The following is a 15,278-nucleotide window of genomic DNA, read 5'->3' on the forward strand; positions in this document are numbered from 1 at the left end:
CCGCTTCGGCTGCCCGTCTGGAGGGGCGCATGCGCCCCTCCCTCCATTCAGAGGAACTCCAATGCTGCTGCGTCTTCGTCCCCTTGCCACCGCTGCGATCCTGTATTGCGGCTGCGCGGCGGCACAGGCGGCGCCGGCTGCATTGGAGAGCATCAGCGTGATGGACCAGGCCGGCACGCTCCCCGACGACTTCCGCGATCACTTTTTCGACGTTCCTCTGGTGGTGCGTGTGGAGAAGGATGGCCGCCATCTCGGTGATGCGCGGGCACTGGTCTCGCGCGACAACACCCTGTCGCTGATCGACTTCGCCGCGAGCCACGACAGCCCCTTGCCGGAGCCGGAACGCGCCCGCTGGCTGGCCGTCCTGCGCGATCCACGACCGCTCGGTCCGTGCCACCGGGACTGCCGGGAAGGCCTGGAGCGGCTTCACTACAGCCTGGAAAGCTCGCTGGTGTCCATCGCGACCCGTGAGGGTGGCGCATCGGAGCGGCCGCGGCACCATGCCTTGCCGGACGGCGGGAGTCGCGGCCTTATCCTGCGGCACCAGCTCAATGTCCACGCTGGCGAGGGTGCCGATGCCGCAGGCCGCTATGCCCTGGATCTGCAGGGCAGTCTCGGCGCATGGACCACGGTGGGTGCCTACCAGGCGGACCGTGGCAGTGAAGGGCGCAACGGCATGCGCCATGCAGTGCAGAGCCTCTACGCCCAGCGCGAGCTGGGCGATGCGTTCGTGCGCGCGGGCTACTTTCTGCCGACCTACCAAGGGGTCACCCGGCAGCCGCGGGGGCCTGGCAGCAGCCGCCATACCGCCATCGGTGTCATGGCCGGCTCCTCGGACAGCCTCGTGGTGGATACCCGGGCGCCCAGCCTGTATCCGGTGTATGTCACCGCCAGTCGTGAAGGCGCGCTCGAGGTGTACCGCGACGGTGCCCTGATCCTGTCCCAGCCCTTGCAGCCAGGCCTCCAGCAGGTCGACACCCGCCGGTTGCCGGGGGGCATCTACGACGTCGAGCTGCGGATCATCGAAGACGGGCGCGAAACCTCCCGCGAAACCGCGCTGATTCACAAGCCGAGCCATTGGGGCGATCCGAGCCAGCGTTGGCGCTACAGCGCGTTCGTTGGACAGCAGCGGAGCCTGTTCGACAGTGCGGGAGACCCGGACAGGGGGCGTCTGGCGGCAGGTGCCATCGTCAACTATCTGGCCCATGCGCGGGCAGTGCTCGGGTTGTCCGCCCACCAGGTGGGCGATCACGCGGCAGTGGCCGCGTCGGTGGATTGGCACGCCAACGACTGGGCCAACCTGTACACCAATGCCTACGCCACGCGACACGAAGGGCGGGGGCTGGATATCCACGGGCTGCTGCGCTACCGGCGTGGCACCGTGACGGCATCACACAATCGCAGCTGGCAGGCGCGCCGGTCATCAGACGATCCATCCCCGGCGGCGCTGCCCGTGCAGGAGCGCGGAGCGGGTTGGCTGCAGACCAGTGCAGTGGGTGTGAGCCATCGCGTTGATGACCGCAGTCATCTCTCCGGCCGCGTATCGCGTCATCAGGGTGTGAGCAGGGGCGTGGGGATGGACCTGTCCTTCAGCCGGCGTCAGCAGCTGTTCGGCACGGACGGGACGTGGCGGACATCGATCTTCGAGCGCCCGGCCAACCTCGGCACCGGCGCGCGACGGGATCGCGGCGTTGACTTCACCCTCAGTCTGGCGCTGGGCGAGCATGGGCGCCGCTACAGCGGCAGCCTTGGCAGCCGCACCGGTACCGCCGGTGGCCGGGACCTGTACGCCGCTGCCGGTGTCCAGCAGACCTTCGAGGCGCATACGCTGCGCAGTCTCGCCGGGCAGGCCACGGTGGACCGCGAGGGCCTTGGGCTCAGCGGCAACGCGCGGTTTGAACACCCGCTCGTGCACGGCGATGCGTACGCGCAGAGGACGTCGCAGGAAGGGCATGTCGGGGGTGGGCTCAATCTGGAGAGCACCATCGCCCTCGGTGCCGGGCGGCTGGCGGTCATCGGCGCGGCACCGGGCGGAAGCGCCGACACGGGCATGATCGTGGACGTCAGCTCCGACCTTCCCGACGTAGCGCTTCGCGCGGACGACAGTCGGGGTGGCTCGCATGTTCTGCGGCCGGGACGCAATTTCGTGCCGGTCGCCGCCTACGGCAGTGGCGCGCTTCAGATCGACTTCGAGGGGCGCGCCGCGCCGGCCGCCGCTATCCAGCCCGGCCGTCTGTCCTACCATCTCAACAAGGGTGGGGTGGCCTATGGAAAGGTCGATATCGTCTCGACCGTCACTGTCATGGGACGGCTGCAGGATGCTGGCGGCCAGCCGCTCGCCGGCGCGCACATCCACAACCACGCCGGGCGCAGCGTCGCCGAAGCCGATGGCTTCTTCACACTGGAGTTGAGTGTGCGTTCTCCTGCTCTGCAGGTGCGCCACCCGCGCGTGCAGGACTGTACGTTCGTGCTGGATGGAACGGCCACGCGACCGCCTCACGATACCTGGATGGCCGGCATTCTCCAGTGTCCGGACAACCGCCTCACCGCGACCACCGTCGCATCCGATGCTTCCCGAGGAGACGCGCTGCCATGAATCGGCCCCAACCATCCCGCACGCTGATGCGCTGCCTGGCGCGCGTGCTGGTCGCCCTGCCGATCTGCTTGTTCCTGCCTGCCGCGCAGGCGGCCGATATTTACATCAGCGCCGAGTTCAAGCCGGACATCGGCAATCCCGACCAGCGTCAGTTCGTCAACACGACCCCCTGGTCGGGGGTATGCGCGGGCACGCATCTTCCCTCCTGCATCGCCAGCAACTGGTGGAGCATCGACACCAAGATCCGCGGTACCAAGCAGGGGGATGGGCGCAGTGGCTATGGTCGAGGGTCGTTCTACATCGGCATGCCCCCGCCGCGCATCGTACGCGTCACGTCGGAGGATGGTGCCCACAGCTTCGATCTTACCTTCCGGATCATCGGTGCAGCGATGCGACTTCGGGACACGGACGGCGATGGCCCGACGGAGCCGGCATCGACCGGTGGGGCACGCAACTGCACGTTCGGGCTGAGAAATACCAATTCGCACAACCGCACGATCATGCGGATGCTGCTTCGTCGCGACGGTGGCGAAGGGAGCGTGGCCTGTGGGCTGGACTGGATCACGGCGAACAACTACGACATGAACCAGTTCGACATCACCTACAGCCTGACCACGCCTGCTCCGTTGTCGATGCGTAGCGGTCTCTATACGGGACAGACGACGTTCCGGGTCGGCGGCACAGGGGAGGGCGCGGACTTCGATCTCGGCGACGGGGTGGTGCTCGATGATTCCGTCGTCAACATCCACTTTTCATTGGAGGTCCGCCACGCCTTCCAGCTCGATCTTGCGCCGGGCAGCGACCGCGCCGTTCTGATGCCGCGAGGAGGGTGGACCCAGTGGAGCGACCACGGCATCGCGCCCAAGGCACTGGAAAAAGAGCTTCCATTCCAGATCAGCAGCTCGGGCCGGTTCAGTGTTTCGCTGACATGCGAACACGTGTTCCCTGACGGGCGATGCGCGCTGCGGAACCAGACGGTCGCCGCTGACGATGTCCCGCTCGATATCCGGCTGACAATGCCAGGCTTCCATCGCCTCGGCGCAGGTGAGGAAGCTGTGCTTGTACCCCTGACGAGCATCATGACCGCACCGGTGTTTGCCGCCGATTCGTTCGTCATCCGTCGGCCCTCGCGCCTGGATTTTGCTGTCAACGGGGCGCCTGTACTGCGGATGCTGGATCATCCCGGAAGCCACTATCGGGGTGATGTCACCGTGATCTTCGACGCGGATCCATAACGGCGTCTGGATTGCGCACTGATGTTGGCCGGAGCGCGCACGCTCCGGCCGTTCACGTCACCATGCCGCCCGCAGGCCGATCTGCGCGGCGGCATCGCGATAGCCGTTGTTGCCGCGCTGAACCCGCAGGTCACCCCACGCCAGCCACCGCTGACCCAGCTGCAGCTGGGCGCCGGCCTGGGCCTCATAGCGGCTGTCAGGCAGATCCGCATCGAGACGTTCGGCATTGAAACGCAGCACTTCAGCGCGGGCGCTGTGCAGCCAGTTGATCGCCAGGAACGGTTGGACCCGGTTGCCCGCACCGATGCGATTGCCGAACAGGCGCAGGCCCACGCGGCTCTGCAGGCCACCGGCGGTGTCGTCTTCGACGAGGGTGCCGTTGGCCTCCTGCACGCGATCGCTGGTGATGTCGGTATAGACCAGCTGCACCTGCGGCTGCAGATACAGTTCGCCCTCATCCGAGGCGTGCAGCCGCCAAGCGTAGCCTGCTTCCAGCGATGCGCTGCGGCTGCGGGCGTCGTAGGTCTCCTTCGTCAGGCTGTCGCCCTGCACCTCGTTGTCAAAGCGCGCGTACTGGGCCCAGGCATCCACATACGCGCCACGACGGCTGTCGCTGTCCTGCACCCAGCCCGCGTACAGGCCGACCGCGTCGCCGCGGACCTTGCCGCGGGTGCGGTAACCGGAGAGCTGCGAGCGCGCCTCGGTCCTTGCCTGGCCGGTGGCCAGCATCAGTCCGATCTGGCCGCGTCCGCGCTGGCCCCACCGCCAGAGATCGGTACCCAGATGCACTGCGTCGGTGTGGGTGGTGGTGTCCACCTGGCCGGCGATGGTGGCCTGCAGCTGATCGCGCCTGCCCAGGATCCAGGTGCCGTTGCTTTCGCCATCCAGCCCCGGCGCGCCGCGGTCGTGGCGGCGCAGCTGGAACATCTGCACAGCGGCCGCCTGATTGGCCAGGTACGCCCCCGGTTCGGGGCGGAGCACCGGAACGGGGTCGGCAGGGTCGGGGTCAATGGGGTCGACCGGATCAACGGGGTCGACGGGATCCACCGGGATGACCGGATCCGACGGATCTACTGGATCGACGGGGTCCACGGGGTCCACGGGGTCCACCGGGTCCACCGGGTCCACCGGATCGACGGGATCCACCGGATCGACAGGTATCACCGGCACGCAACCCGGCGCATCCGGGTTGATATCGCAGGGGTTGCCGGTATAGGTCGAGCGCAGGTACCAGTTGCCATTGGCCGGCGCGGCATCGGTGCCTTTGTGCAGGAAGTACTCGTACATGCCACCGATGGCACGTCCCTGCAGCACGAATCGACCGTTGGAGGCTCCTTCGACCCGGACCAGGCGGATGCCGTTGACGGTCTGTGCGCCGGCACCGTTGATGTTGGTCACGGCGACCTGCGTGGTACCGCCCGTCGCACCGGTCACGCGCAACGTGGACGTGTCGCCCGCATCGTCGGCAAGCACGGTATTGAAATGCAGCGTGCCGCCCTGGCCGATGTAGTTGCCGACAACGGTGAGCTGTGCGAACTGGCCCGCGTCGCCCAGCAGGATGTCGCTGCCTGCGCCCAGGGTCAGGTTGCCGGTGTTGCTGTTCCCGCTGAGCAGCCAGCGGCCGCCCTGGTCGACGATGACGTCTGCGCCACCCCGCACGCGGCCCGTCAGCCGCAGACCGTCCAGAAACCGCAGCGTGGTGTCGCCGGCGGCGGCATCCATGATGAAATCGCCCGCGAGAGTGCTGGTGCGGGCCGTGAAGTCGAGCGCTGCATTGGCGGCCACCTCGACCAGGTTGCCGTTCCCGCCCAGCAGTGTTGCGTCGTTCTGCACCGTGATGCGCGCCAGTTCCGGCGTGAGGTTCGGGTTGACCCGGATGGCGCTGCCCGTCTGTCCCTGCACGGTGCTGCCATCGACGAGCACGTACCAGTCGTCGGGCGTGGAATTGATGGGCTGGTTTCTGGCCGTGACCGTCATCAGCAGGCCGTTGGTGCCGCCGATGACCCTGGAGCCCGCGCGGAACTCGGCGGAGCCTGCAATGGCACGGGCGCCGTTGGCGCCGCCGGTCAGCGTGCTGCCCGCCACGTTGACGATTCCGCCGGCGGCGAACTGCAGCCCGCCGGTGCCGCCGGTGATCTGGCTGTTGACCAGCGTGAGGACGCTTCTGGGCGCGTCGGCGCCGCCGCTTGCCAGGCCGTGGGTGATGGTGGCATAGCCGCTGGCCCCGGGGCTGGTGTCGGTGGTGGTGATGACCGAATCCCGAACGGTCACCGTGGCCTGATAGGACGCTACCCTGCCACTGGCAGTGGCTCCATCGAGGGTCACAACCGCGCCGCTGCCGTTGATGGTTTCGATCGCACCGACGCGTGCGCCACGAACGGTGAGGGTGCCGAGCACGTTGAAGTCGCGCCCTTCATTCGCGCTGCCCGGTACCAGCGTGACCGTCTGGCCGGGTTGCACCACCACTGCCTGGGCGGCTGCCTTGTGTACGAAGAGGAGGCTCAGGGCAATGGCCGAGGCAAGCGCGGTGCATCCGCGTATGGGGCGAAGGTCCCGGGTGATTGAGCGTGTGGGGGAACGCGGGTGCGCTGGTACCATGACGACGGGCTCCTGATGACAAGAACGACCGGTGCACAGTGATGTCGGCGACGCGATGCTGTGCCGCGTCGCTCGAAGATGAGCGAGGTGTGGCACGCCTCCCCCCGGCAGGCGCGAAGACTAATGCGCGCGTCGTCGTGATGAACGGGTGAACACGGCATGACGCCGCCACCGTGATTGCATCGATGCCAGTGATACCCATTCGCATTTGGGTTACACTGGCGTCATGAATTCCGCTCGCGCGTCACGGCGGGCGGTGCGATCCGCGCCCCTGAACGAGTGTCCTGTCGTGTCCAGAATCCTGATTGCCCCGTTGGCCGCATGGCACTGCTTTGCCGTGCTGGCGTGCGCCATCGGCCTGTCGGTTTCGACCCCCGCTGCGGCCCAGCAGCGCAATCCGCTGCAGAAGGTCGGCCACACCGTATTGGACGAGCCGGCGCAGAGCTATCGTTTCGAGCGTTTCGTGATCGACAACGCCGACCACACCCGTCGCTGGCGTATCCATCTGGGGGTGCCGACGGCATCGTCGACCGCACCCGCGCCGGTGCTGTACATGCTAGACGGCAACGCTGCAGCGATGGTGTTCGACCAGGGCATTCTCAGCGAGTTGGCCGCGGGCAAGGCGCCCGTACTGGTGTTCATCGGCTACGACAACGACCTGCGCATCGATTCACAGGCACGCACGCTCGATTACACGGCCTGGGTCGATACGGCCGACGACGGGAACGGCAGCGTGCAATCCGTTGGGGGAGGCGCGGCCGCGTTCTACGACGTGATCGCGCAGCGCATCAAGCCCGAGGTGCAGCGCCGCACGCCGATCGATACGCAGCAGCAGTCGCTTTGGGGCCATTCGCTGGGCGGCCTGTTCGTGCTCAGCACGCTGTACACGCACCCGACCGCATTCCAGCACTACATCAGTGCCAGCCCCTCGCTGTGGTGGAGCCAGGGTGCACCGCAGGGTGCGATGGAGCAGCAGTTCCTGGGGAGCTATCGCGGCACGCCGGCGCAGCTCACGCTGATGCTTGGCGGTGATGAGCGCCGCGGGAACCGCGGTGTGCGCGATCTCACCAACCCCCGCGTGGTGGCGCACCTGCGCCGCATCGGGGGGGCCGCGCCGGACGCGGCCTACCAGTTGAGCCGACGCCTGGAGGAGGTGCCTGGCCTTCACGTCACGTATCGCGAGTTCGCCGGTCTCGGCCACGGCCCGATGTTGCCGGCATCCCTGAAGGCCGCGCTCACCGCGCTGTACGGCATCGCCGACCGCAGCGCGATGCCTGCGGCGACGCCGGCGACGCACACCGACGATTGAGTCTTTCCTACCCAGGCAGACCCGTGGCCCCGTGCCACCGCCGCAATGGATCGCGGCCACGCCGAGGCAATCCCTGTGACAACGCGCCGGATGCGCGCCCCCAACAGAAGGTTACTGCCATGTACAAACCCAACTCCCTGCCGCGCCTGGCCACCCTGGCGCTCGCGCTGTCGATGGCCACCAGCAGCGCATTCGCGCAGCCGGTGTTCGACACGCCTGCCAATGGCTTCCGCGGCCAGGTCAGCAGCCGCGGCGAGAATGTGGTGCCTGGCACCCAGGCCGATGTGACCGGTCGCCAGTTCGTGCCGGGCCAGCGGGTGACCCTGCTGCGCGGCGACACCGTGCTCAACGCAACCCCGTACGTGGTCGATGAGCAGGGCAACTTCAAGGCCACCATCGCCATCCCGGCCGACGCAGTGCCGGGCCAGCACCCGGTGGTGGTGCGCGCCAGCCAGCCCGATGCGGCGGCCGTGCTGTCGCTGCGGGTGTCGCCGAACCTGCCGTTGAGTGGCCAGCAGGCATTCAACCAGTCGTCGGCGAAGCTCGTGCAGGGCCTGTATCAGAGCGCATACAGCCCGGCCAGCAACGCCGTGTTCGTCACGTCGGCAGTCGGCCGCCCGCCGGTCACCCAGTCGCAGCTGCTCAAGGTGGACCCGACGCGTCTGAACGTGATCAAGGCGATCACCCCGGCGCAGGTGCCCGACGCCAAGGGCGGCAGCGTGTTCGCCGTGTACGGCGTGGGCGTGGACGATGCCAATGGACATGTCTGGGTGACCAATACCCGCCAGGATACTGTGGCGGTGTACCGGCAGTCGGATCTGGGCCTGGTGCACCAGTTCCCGGTCGGCACCGTGCCGCACGCCCGCGACGTGGTCGTGGACACCAAACGCGGCAAGGTGATCGCCTCGGCTACCGGCGAAGACCATCTGTCGGTGTTCGATGCGAAAACCTTCAAGGCGCTGGAGCCGATCACGCTGGCCTCTGGCGTGGACGACGCGAAGTTCGTGCCAATGAGTCTGGTGCTCGACGAGGCCAGCGGCAAGCTGTTCACCGTGAGCATCGGCACGCCGGAAGCGGCGGTCATCGATGTGGCCAGCGGCAAGGTCGACAAGGTCATCGCGCTCGGCAATTCGATCAGCGCCTCCGGTGTCGCCTATGACGCCAGGCACGATCGCCTGTTCGTGGCCTCGCAGGGCAGCGACAACCTGCTGATCGTGGATGTTGCCAGTGGCAAGGTGCTGCATGACGTGCCGGTGGGTGCAGGCGCGCTCAATGTGGCCTTCGAGCCGGTTTCCGGCCTGGCCTATGTGACCAATCGCGGTGCCGGCACGGTGACCGTGGTCAATGGCGAGGGCAGGATCGTCGGCAACCTCGACGGTGGCACCTTCCCCAACCATGTGCGTGCCGATGGCAAGGGCAACGTGTTCGCTGTGAACAAGTCGCGTGGCGCCGAAGACCCCAAGGGTGACCGCATCACGCGCCTTGCTTTGCGCAGCCAGTAACTACCGTGCAGGGCGGCCGCCGGCCGCCCTGCCGAAGGAGCAATGATGAAAACGATGGGTTCCATGCGGCTGCTGCCGCTTGCGCTGGCAGTCGCATTGACGGCCTGTGGTGGAACGGCGACGCCGCCGGCGGCCGACACGGCTGCCGCCACGCCCCAGGCGACGACGGCCGAGGATGCCGGCGCCTTGCCGGCGGGCTGGACGCGTGTGGACGGCGGGGCGCTGCCGACCCTCGCAGGGCAGGCCGCCGTATTGCCGGCCACGGTGCAGTCCGACGACGGTGCCACGGTCACGGTCGACGACACCAGCAGGATCATTGTGGGCGGCGACGACGTGATCGCGGTGCTCGATGCGCTGGGACTGGGCAAGCAGGTGTTTGCCGCACCGAAGAACACCACCACGGAAAGCGGTCGCGCCGCGCCGCATCAGTTCCTGTTCAACCGCACCACGGGTGTGGAGGGCGTGCTGAGCCTGCAGGGCTCGCTGTTCCTGGGCAACAGTCTGCGCCGCCATACCGAACTGGCGCAGAAGCTGCGTGCGGTCGGTGAGCCGGCGGTGGTGGTGGACGATCTGCAGGCCGCGCCGGACAAGGTGCGCAAGATTGCCGCCGCCGTCGGTCTGGCCGACGCGGGTGTGCAGTTGGCCGGTCAGGTGCAGCAGCAGCTGGACGAGGCCGCCGCCATCGGCACGGCCAGCGGCCGCGCCGCGCGGGTCATCCATGTATCGGCGACCGGTGCCGGTGGCGCACCGACCGTCGCCGGTGCGGACAGCGCGTCGGCCAGACTGATTGCGCTGGCCGGTGGGGTCAACATCGGCACCGAGGCCGGGGTGGCGAATTACTCGGCATTGAGCAATGAAGGCGTGCTCGCGGCGGCACCTGAGGTGATTCTGGTGACCGGGCACGATCTGGCCCTGTTCGGCGGCGCCGAGGGCCTGTGGAAGGCGTATCCCACGCTCAGGCAGACGCCGGCCGGGCAGGCCAATCGCGTCTGGGTGATGCCGGACGTGCAGCTCAAGTACGCGAGCGTCGGGTCCGGCGTCGGGGCGCTTGCGCTGGCCAAGGCGTTGGCGGCGCTGCCGCCGGCATGAGTCCTGCCGACCGCCGTCGTCGCCGGGGCCGCGGCATGCTGCTGCTGGCTGCCGCGGCGCTGCTGCTGGCCGTGCTGGCCTCGTTCGCGGTGGGGCCGTTGCGCTTGCCGCCGCTGGAGGTGCTGCAGGCGATCGGGGTGAAGCTGGGGCTGGCGGACCCGCAATCGGTCAGCGCCCGGGATCTCGCGGTGGTCTGGCAACTGCGCATACCGCGCGCGTTGCTCGGCGCGATGGTCGGCGCGGCACTGGCGATGGCCGGCGCGAGCCTGCAGGGCCTGTTCGGCAACCCGCTGGCTGATCCGGGCATCGTGGGTGTCAGCCAGGGCGCGGCGCTGGGCGCGGTGGCCGCCATCGTGCTGGGCGCGGCCGGGGCGGCGGGGTGGATCGTGCCGGTAGCCGCCTTTGTCGGTGGCGCGCTGGCCATCGGTCTGACCTACGCGCTGGCGCGGCCGGGCAAGGGCAGTGGCAATGCCACGCTGTTGCTGGTGGGCATCGCGATGGCGGCGTTCTGCTCGGCACTGATCGGATTCCTTACGTACATCGCCAGCGAAAGCGAGCTGCAGTCGCTGGTGTTCTGGCAGATGGGTTCACTGGCGCGCGCAAGCTGGCCTGATGTGGTGGCGGTGGTGCCGTTCTTCGCGATCGGTGCGCTGGCCCTGCAACGTCTGGCGACGCCGCTGGACATGCTGGCTCTCGGTGAGCGCCAGGCGCAGCACCTGGGGCTGGACGTGGCACGCACGCGGCGGCGCCTGGTGGCCTTCAGCGCACTGCTGGTTGGCGCGGCGGTCGCCTTCGCGGGCTCGGTGAGCTTCGTTGGACTGGTGGTGCCCCACGTGGCGCGGATGCTGGTGGGGCCGGGGCATCGCTGGCTGTTGCCGGTATCGGGCATCCTCGGCGCGGTGCTGATCGTGATTGCCGATACCGCCGCGCGCACGCTGGATCCGCCGGCGGAGATTCCGCTTGGACTGTTCTCGGCCGCGCTGGGCGCGCCGTTCTTCCTGTGGCTGGTGCTGCAGCAGCGCCGCAAGGACACCCCATGAGCGCGCTGCTGCGGATGCGCGGAGTGATCGTGCGCCGCCAGCAGCGGGAGATTCTGCACGGCATCGCGCTGGATTTCGTGCCAGGCACGGTGACCGCCCTGGTGGGTCCGAACGGCGCCGGCAAATCGACATTGCTGGCGGTGGCGGCAGGCGACCTGCGGCCCGACGCGGGGGAGGTGCTGCTGCAGGGTTGGCCGTTGGCCGGCTATACGGCGGGCGCATTGGCCCGCGAGCGCGCAGTGATGCCGCAGGAGCACGGCGTGCGGTTCGCCTTCAGCGTCGAGGAGGTGGTGGCGATGGGGCGCTTGCCGCATCCGCCGGATCCCGTGGTGGATGATGCGCAGGTGGAGCAGGCCATCGACGCCGCCGAACTGCAGGCCCTCCGCCTGCGCGAGGTGCAGCAGTTGTCGGGCGGCGAATCGGCACGCACCACCTTCGCGCGCGTCCTGGCCCAGCAGACGCCGTTGCTGCTTTTGGACGAACCTACCGCGGCACTGGATCTGCGCCACCAGGAGCGCACGCTGCGCAGCGTGCGCGCCCTGGCCGACGCCGGTGCGTGCGTGATCGTGGTGTTGCACGACCTGAATCTTGCGGCGGGCCATGCCGACCGCATCGTGCTGCTGGAGCAGGGCAGGGTGGCGGCCGATGGCGCCCCGGCCGACGTACTGACCGAGGCGACGCTGGGTCGCGTCTACCAGCAACCGGTGATCGTGCTGCAGCATCCGCAGCGCGGCGTACCCCTGGTAGTAGTAGCAGACCCCACGTAGCGCCGGGCTCTGCCCGGCTGGGGACTTCAACGCGCAATCACCGTCCAAAGCAGCCGACCAGAGGGCGGCTCTACACCAGCACGACGCACCGCCACCCCGTAGAGCCGGGCTCTGCCCGGCTGCGGCCACCGACACACGATCACCGTCCACAGCAGCCGACCAGAGGGCGGCTCTACACCAGCGCGACGCGCCGCCAACCCCGTAGAGCCGGGCTCTGCCCGGCTGGGGCCTTCAACGCACAATCACCGTCCAAAGCAGCCGACCAGAGGGCGGCTCTACACCAGAGCGACGCGCCGCCACCCACGTAGCGCCGGGCTCTGCCCGGCTGCGGCCACCGCCGCACGATCACCGTCCAAAGCAGCCGACCAGAGGGCGGCTCTACACCAGCGCGGCGCGCTGTCACCCAGGTAGAGCCGGGCTCTGCCCGGCTGTGGCCACCGACACACGATCACCGTCCACAGCAGCTGACCAGAGGGCGGCGCTACACCAGCACGACGCACCGCCACCCCCGTAGCGCCGGGCTCTGCCCGGCTGCGGCCTTCAACGCACAATCACCGTCCACAGCAGCCGACCAGAGGGCGGCTCTACACCAGCGCAACGCGCCGCCACCCCGTAGAGCCGGGCTCTGCCCGGCTGGGGCCTTCAACGCACAATCACCGTCCACAGCAGCCGACCAGAGGGCGGCTCTACACCAGCGCGACGCGCCGTCACCCCGTAGAGCCGGGCTCTGCCCGGCTGCGGCCACCGACGCACAATCACCGTCCACAGCCGCCGACCAGAGGCCGGCTCTACACCAGCGCGACGCACCGTCACCCCGTAGAGCCGGGCTCTGCCCGGCTGCGGCTACCGACACACGATCACCGTCCAGAGCAGCCGACCAGAGGGCGGCGCTACCGGAAGCGCGGCGGTTACCAGCCGAACGTGGCTGTGGCCATCACGCTGCGTCCGCTGCCGTAGTAGCACGAGGACACTCCGGTGCACGTGGACACGAAGCGCTTGTCGGCCAGATTGCTCGCATTGAGCGCGAGCAGCACGCGGGTGCTGCCAACCTGACCCAGGTCGTAGCGGATCGCCGCATCGAACAGGGTGTACGACGGAATCCGGTACAGGTTGGCGCTGTCGCCGTAGCTGGCTCCGTTGTAGCGCGCGCCCGCCGCCAGACTCAGCCCGGCGAGCGCGCCGCCCTGGACGGTGTAGTCGGCCCAGAACGAGGCGGTGTAGTCCGGCACCATCGCCAGCTGCCTGCCCTTGTAGGGCGCCGAACGGATCATCTCCGAATCCATGCGCGATGCCGCGCCGATCAGACTGAAGCCCTCGATCGGCGTGATGCGGCCCTCCAGCTCGATGCCGCGCACACGTCCTTCATCGCCCTGGATGGAGCAGGTCGCGGTGCCGGTTGCACCGCAGTTGCGATGGCTGGCAATCGGATCGTCAACGATCATGTTCTGCTGGCGCAGGTCATACACCGACAGAGTCACCAGGCCATCCACGGCTGCCGGCTGGTACTTCACGCCCGCTTCCCACTGTGAACCGGTCACCGGCTCGAAGGCGGTGTGTGTGAAGCTGTCCAGCGGCGACTTGGTCGAGGGCTGGAAGGACTCGGCATAGCTGATGTACGGCGTCAGGCCGTTCTCAAACACATACAGCACGCCGGCACGGCCGGTGAACGCCTCGCTTTTGATCACGTTGCGCCCGCCGGGCTGGGAGATGCCGGTGGCGATGTTGCGATTGGCGCTGGTGGCGTCGTCCTTGGTCCAGTCGTAGCGGCCGCCCAGCGTGAGGCGCCAGTGGCCCAGTGACATCTGGTCCTGCAGGTATACACCGCTCTGGCGGTTGACGCCGGCCGTCGGCGTTTCCGTGGTGGCAGTGGGCCGGTAGGGGGAATGGACCGGGTTGAAGATGTCGATCGGGCGCGGGCTGGACATGGCCGTACGCACGCCCTCCCAGTCCGCACGCTGCCAGTCCCAGCCGAACAGCAGGGTGTGGTCCACGCCGCCCGTGGCGAAGCGGGCCTGCAGGCGGGTGTCGAACGTATCGCCGTCGGAATCGCCGGTGCCCTGCACACCACGGCGGTTCTGCGTGCGGCCATCGGCATTGAGCGCGCCGAAGGTGACCACGCCGCGGTACAGCGAATCGACATGGGTCCGGCGCGCGCTCTGGCTCAGCGTGATGTGGTCGTTGAACCGGTGCTCGACCATCCATCCAGCCGTCCACAGCGTGCGGTTGAAGGTGTTCCAGTCGGGCTCGCCGATGAAGGTGCTGTTCTTCATGTGGCCGTAGCGCGTGGCGTCGAGGGTGCCCGCCATCGGCAGGAACTGGTACGTCGAGCCGCCGTTGTCCTTCTGATACAGCCCGAGCAGGGTCAGGCGGGTGTGCTCGGCGATCTGCCAGGTGTAGCTCGGTGCCAGGAACCAGTGCTCCTGTGCGGTGTGCTTGATCTGCGTATCGCCGTCGCGGTACAGGCCCACCAGGCGTACCAGGTGATCGTTGCCGGTGCTGCCGGTGCCGACGTCGAACGCGGCGCTGTACTGGCCGTGGGCATCCAGCCCGAGACGCAGCTGCTGCACCTGGTCGGGGGTGGGCGTCTTGCTCACCTGGTTGACCATGCCGCCTGGGGCCACCTGGCCGTACATCACGGCCGAAGGACCCTTGAGCACTTCAACACGCTCGAGGTTCCAGCTGTCGAACATGCTGCGGTTCCACTGGCTGCCCTGTGGCGCGCGCATCCCGTCGAGGGTGACGTTGTTGGCCCAGCTGCCGGCGTCGAAACCGCGGATGCGGAAATCGTCGACACGATTGTCGATGCCGCTGCTTTCCAGGCTGACACCGGCCACATAGCGCATTGCATCGTTGAGCGACTGCACGCCGCGCGCATCCAGCTCGGCGCGCTCGATCACCGACACCGACTGGGGTGTCTCGGCAAGGGAGGTGCTGGTCTTGGTGGCGCCGCTGGTGCTGTTGGCGGCACGGTAGGCATTGACGCGGACGGCATCGAGCTCAGTGGCGCTCTGCGCCAACGCGGAGGCGACGGGCAGGCAGGCAAAGACGCAGGCCAGGGCGAGCAGATCGGGACGCAGTCTGCGGGGCGAGACGGGGGTGGGGGACATGGACGGAACTCGGGACACGGAAGGAGAGGGCGCAG

At 68.3% G+C, this 15,278-nt stretch carries 9 protein-coding genes; 7 read left to right on the forward strand and 2 right to left on the reverse strand.

Annotated elements, in window-relative coordinates:
• Positions 1–61 precede the first annotated feature (61 nt).
• Both ACPEH8_RS04300 and ACPEH8_RS04305 read left to right on the forward strand, forming a co-directional pair.
• Positions 62–2,596, forward strand: coding sequence for a TcfC E-set like domain-containing protein (locus ACPEH8_RS04300; protein ID WP_423666111.1), 2,535 nt, complete (start codon positions 62–64; stop codon positions 2,594–2,596).
• Positions 2,593–3,831, forward strand: coding sequence for a hypothetical protein (locus tag ACPEH8_RS04305; protein WP_166472986.1), 1,239 nt, complete (start codon positions 2,593–2,595; stop codon positions 3,829–3,831). Before ACPEH8_RS04300 ends, ACPEH8_RS04305 begins: the two co-directional genes overlap by 4 nt.
• Positions 3,832–3,888: 57 nt before the next feature.
• On the opposite strand, the gene ACPEH8_RS04310 is transcribed toward ACPEH8_RS04305, so the two are convergent.
• Positions 3,889–6,297, reverse strand: coding sequence for an autotransporter outer membrane beta-barrel domain-containing protein (locus tag ACPEH8_RS04310; RefSeq protein WP_423666113.1), 2,409 nt, complete (start codon positions 6,295–6,297; stop codon positions 3,889–3,891).
• A 421-nt stretch (positions 6,298–6,718) separates the two neighbouring features.
• On the opposite strand from ACPEH8_RS04310, the gene ACPEH8_RS04315 reads away from it, so the two are divergent.
• The 5 genes from ACPEH8_RS04315 to ACPEH8_RS04335 all read left to right on the forward strand — a co-directional run bounded on the left by ACPEH8_RS04315 (position 6,719) and on the right by ACPEH8_RS04335 (position 12,136).
• The gene (locus ACPEH8_RS04315; RefSeq protein WP_243746347.1) at positions 6,719–7,738 is read left to right on the forward strand and encodes an alpha/beta hydrolase; all 1,020 of its coding nucleotides are present in this window, start codon (positions 6,719–6,721) and stop codon (positions 7,736–7,738) included.
• Between the two features lie 119 nt (positions 7,739–7,857).
• The gene (locus ACPEH8_RS04320; RefSeq protein ID WP_153164124.1) at positions 7,858–9,240 is read left to right on the forward strand and encodes a YncE family protein; all 1,383 of its coding nucleotides are present in this window, start codon (positions 7,858–7,860) and stop codon (positions 9,238–9,240) included.
• Between the two features lie 45 nt (positions 9,241–9,285).
• Positions 9,286–10,329 (forward strand): heme/hemin ABC transporter substrate-binding protein, encoded by a 1,044-nt coding sequence (locus ACPEH8_RS04325; RefSeq protein ID WP_136004139.1) that lies wholly within the window; start codon positions 9,286–9,288, stop codon positions 10,327–10,329.
• Positions 10,326–11,369: a FecCD family ABC transporter permease gene (locus ACPEH8_RS04330; protein ID WP_136004141.1), complete on the forward strand. Its 1,044-nt coding sequence runs from the start codon at positions 10,326–10,328 to the stop codon at positions 11,367–11,369. Before ACPEH8_RS04325 ends, ACPEH8_RS04330 begins: the two co-directional genes overlap by 4 nt.
• Positions 11,366–12,136: a heme ABC transporter ATP-binding protein gene (locus ACPEH8_RS04335; protein ID WP_423666115.1), complete on the forward strand. Its 771-nt coding sequence runs from the start codon at positions 11,366–11,368 to the stop codon at positions 12,134–12,136. Before ACPEH8_RS04330 ends, ACPEH8_RS04335 begins: the two co-directional genes overlap by 4 nt.
• A gap of 908 nt (positions 12,137–13,044) precedes the next feature.
• On the opposite strand, the gene ACPEH8_RS04340 is transcribed toward ACPEH8_RS04335, so the two are convergent.
• Positions 13,045–15,243, reverse strand: a complete 2,199-nt coding sequence (locus ACPEH8_RS04340; RefSeq protein ID WP_154081151.1) for a TonB-dependent siderophore receptor — start codon at positions 15,241–15,243, stop codon at positions 13,045–13,047.
• Between the last annotated feature and the right edge of the window lie 35 nt (positions 15,244–15,278).

Source organism: Stenotrophomonas sp. NPDC077461 (assembly GCF_049545475.1).
Lineage (GTDB): Bacteria > Pseudomonadota > Gammaproteobacteria > Xanthomonadales > Xanthomonadaceae > Stenotrophomonas > Stenotrophomonas nematodicola.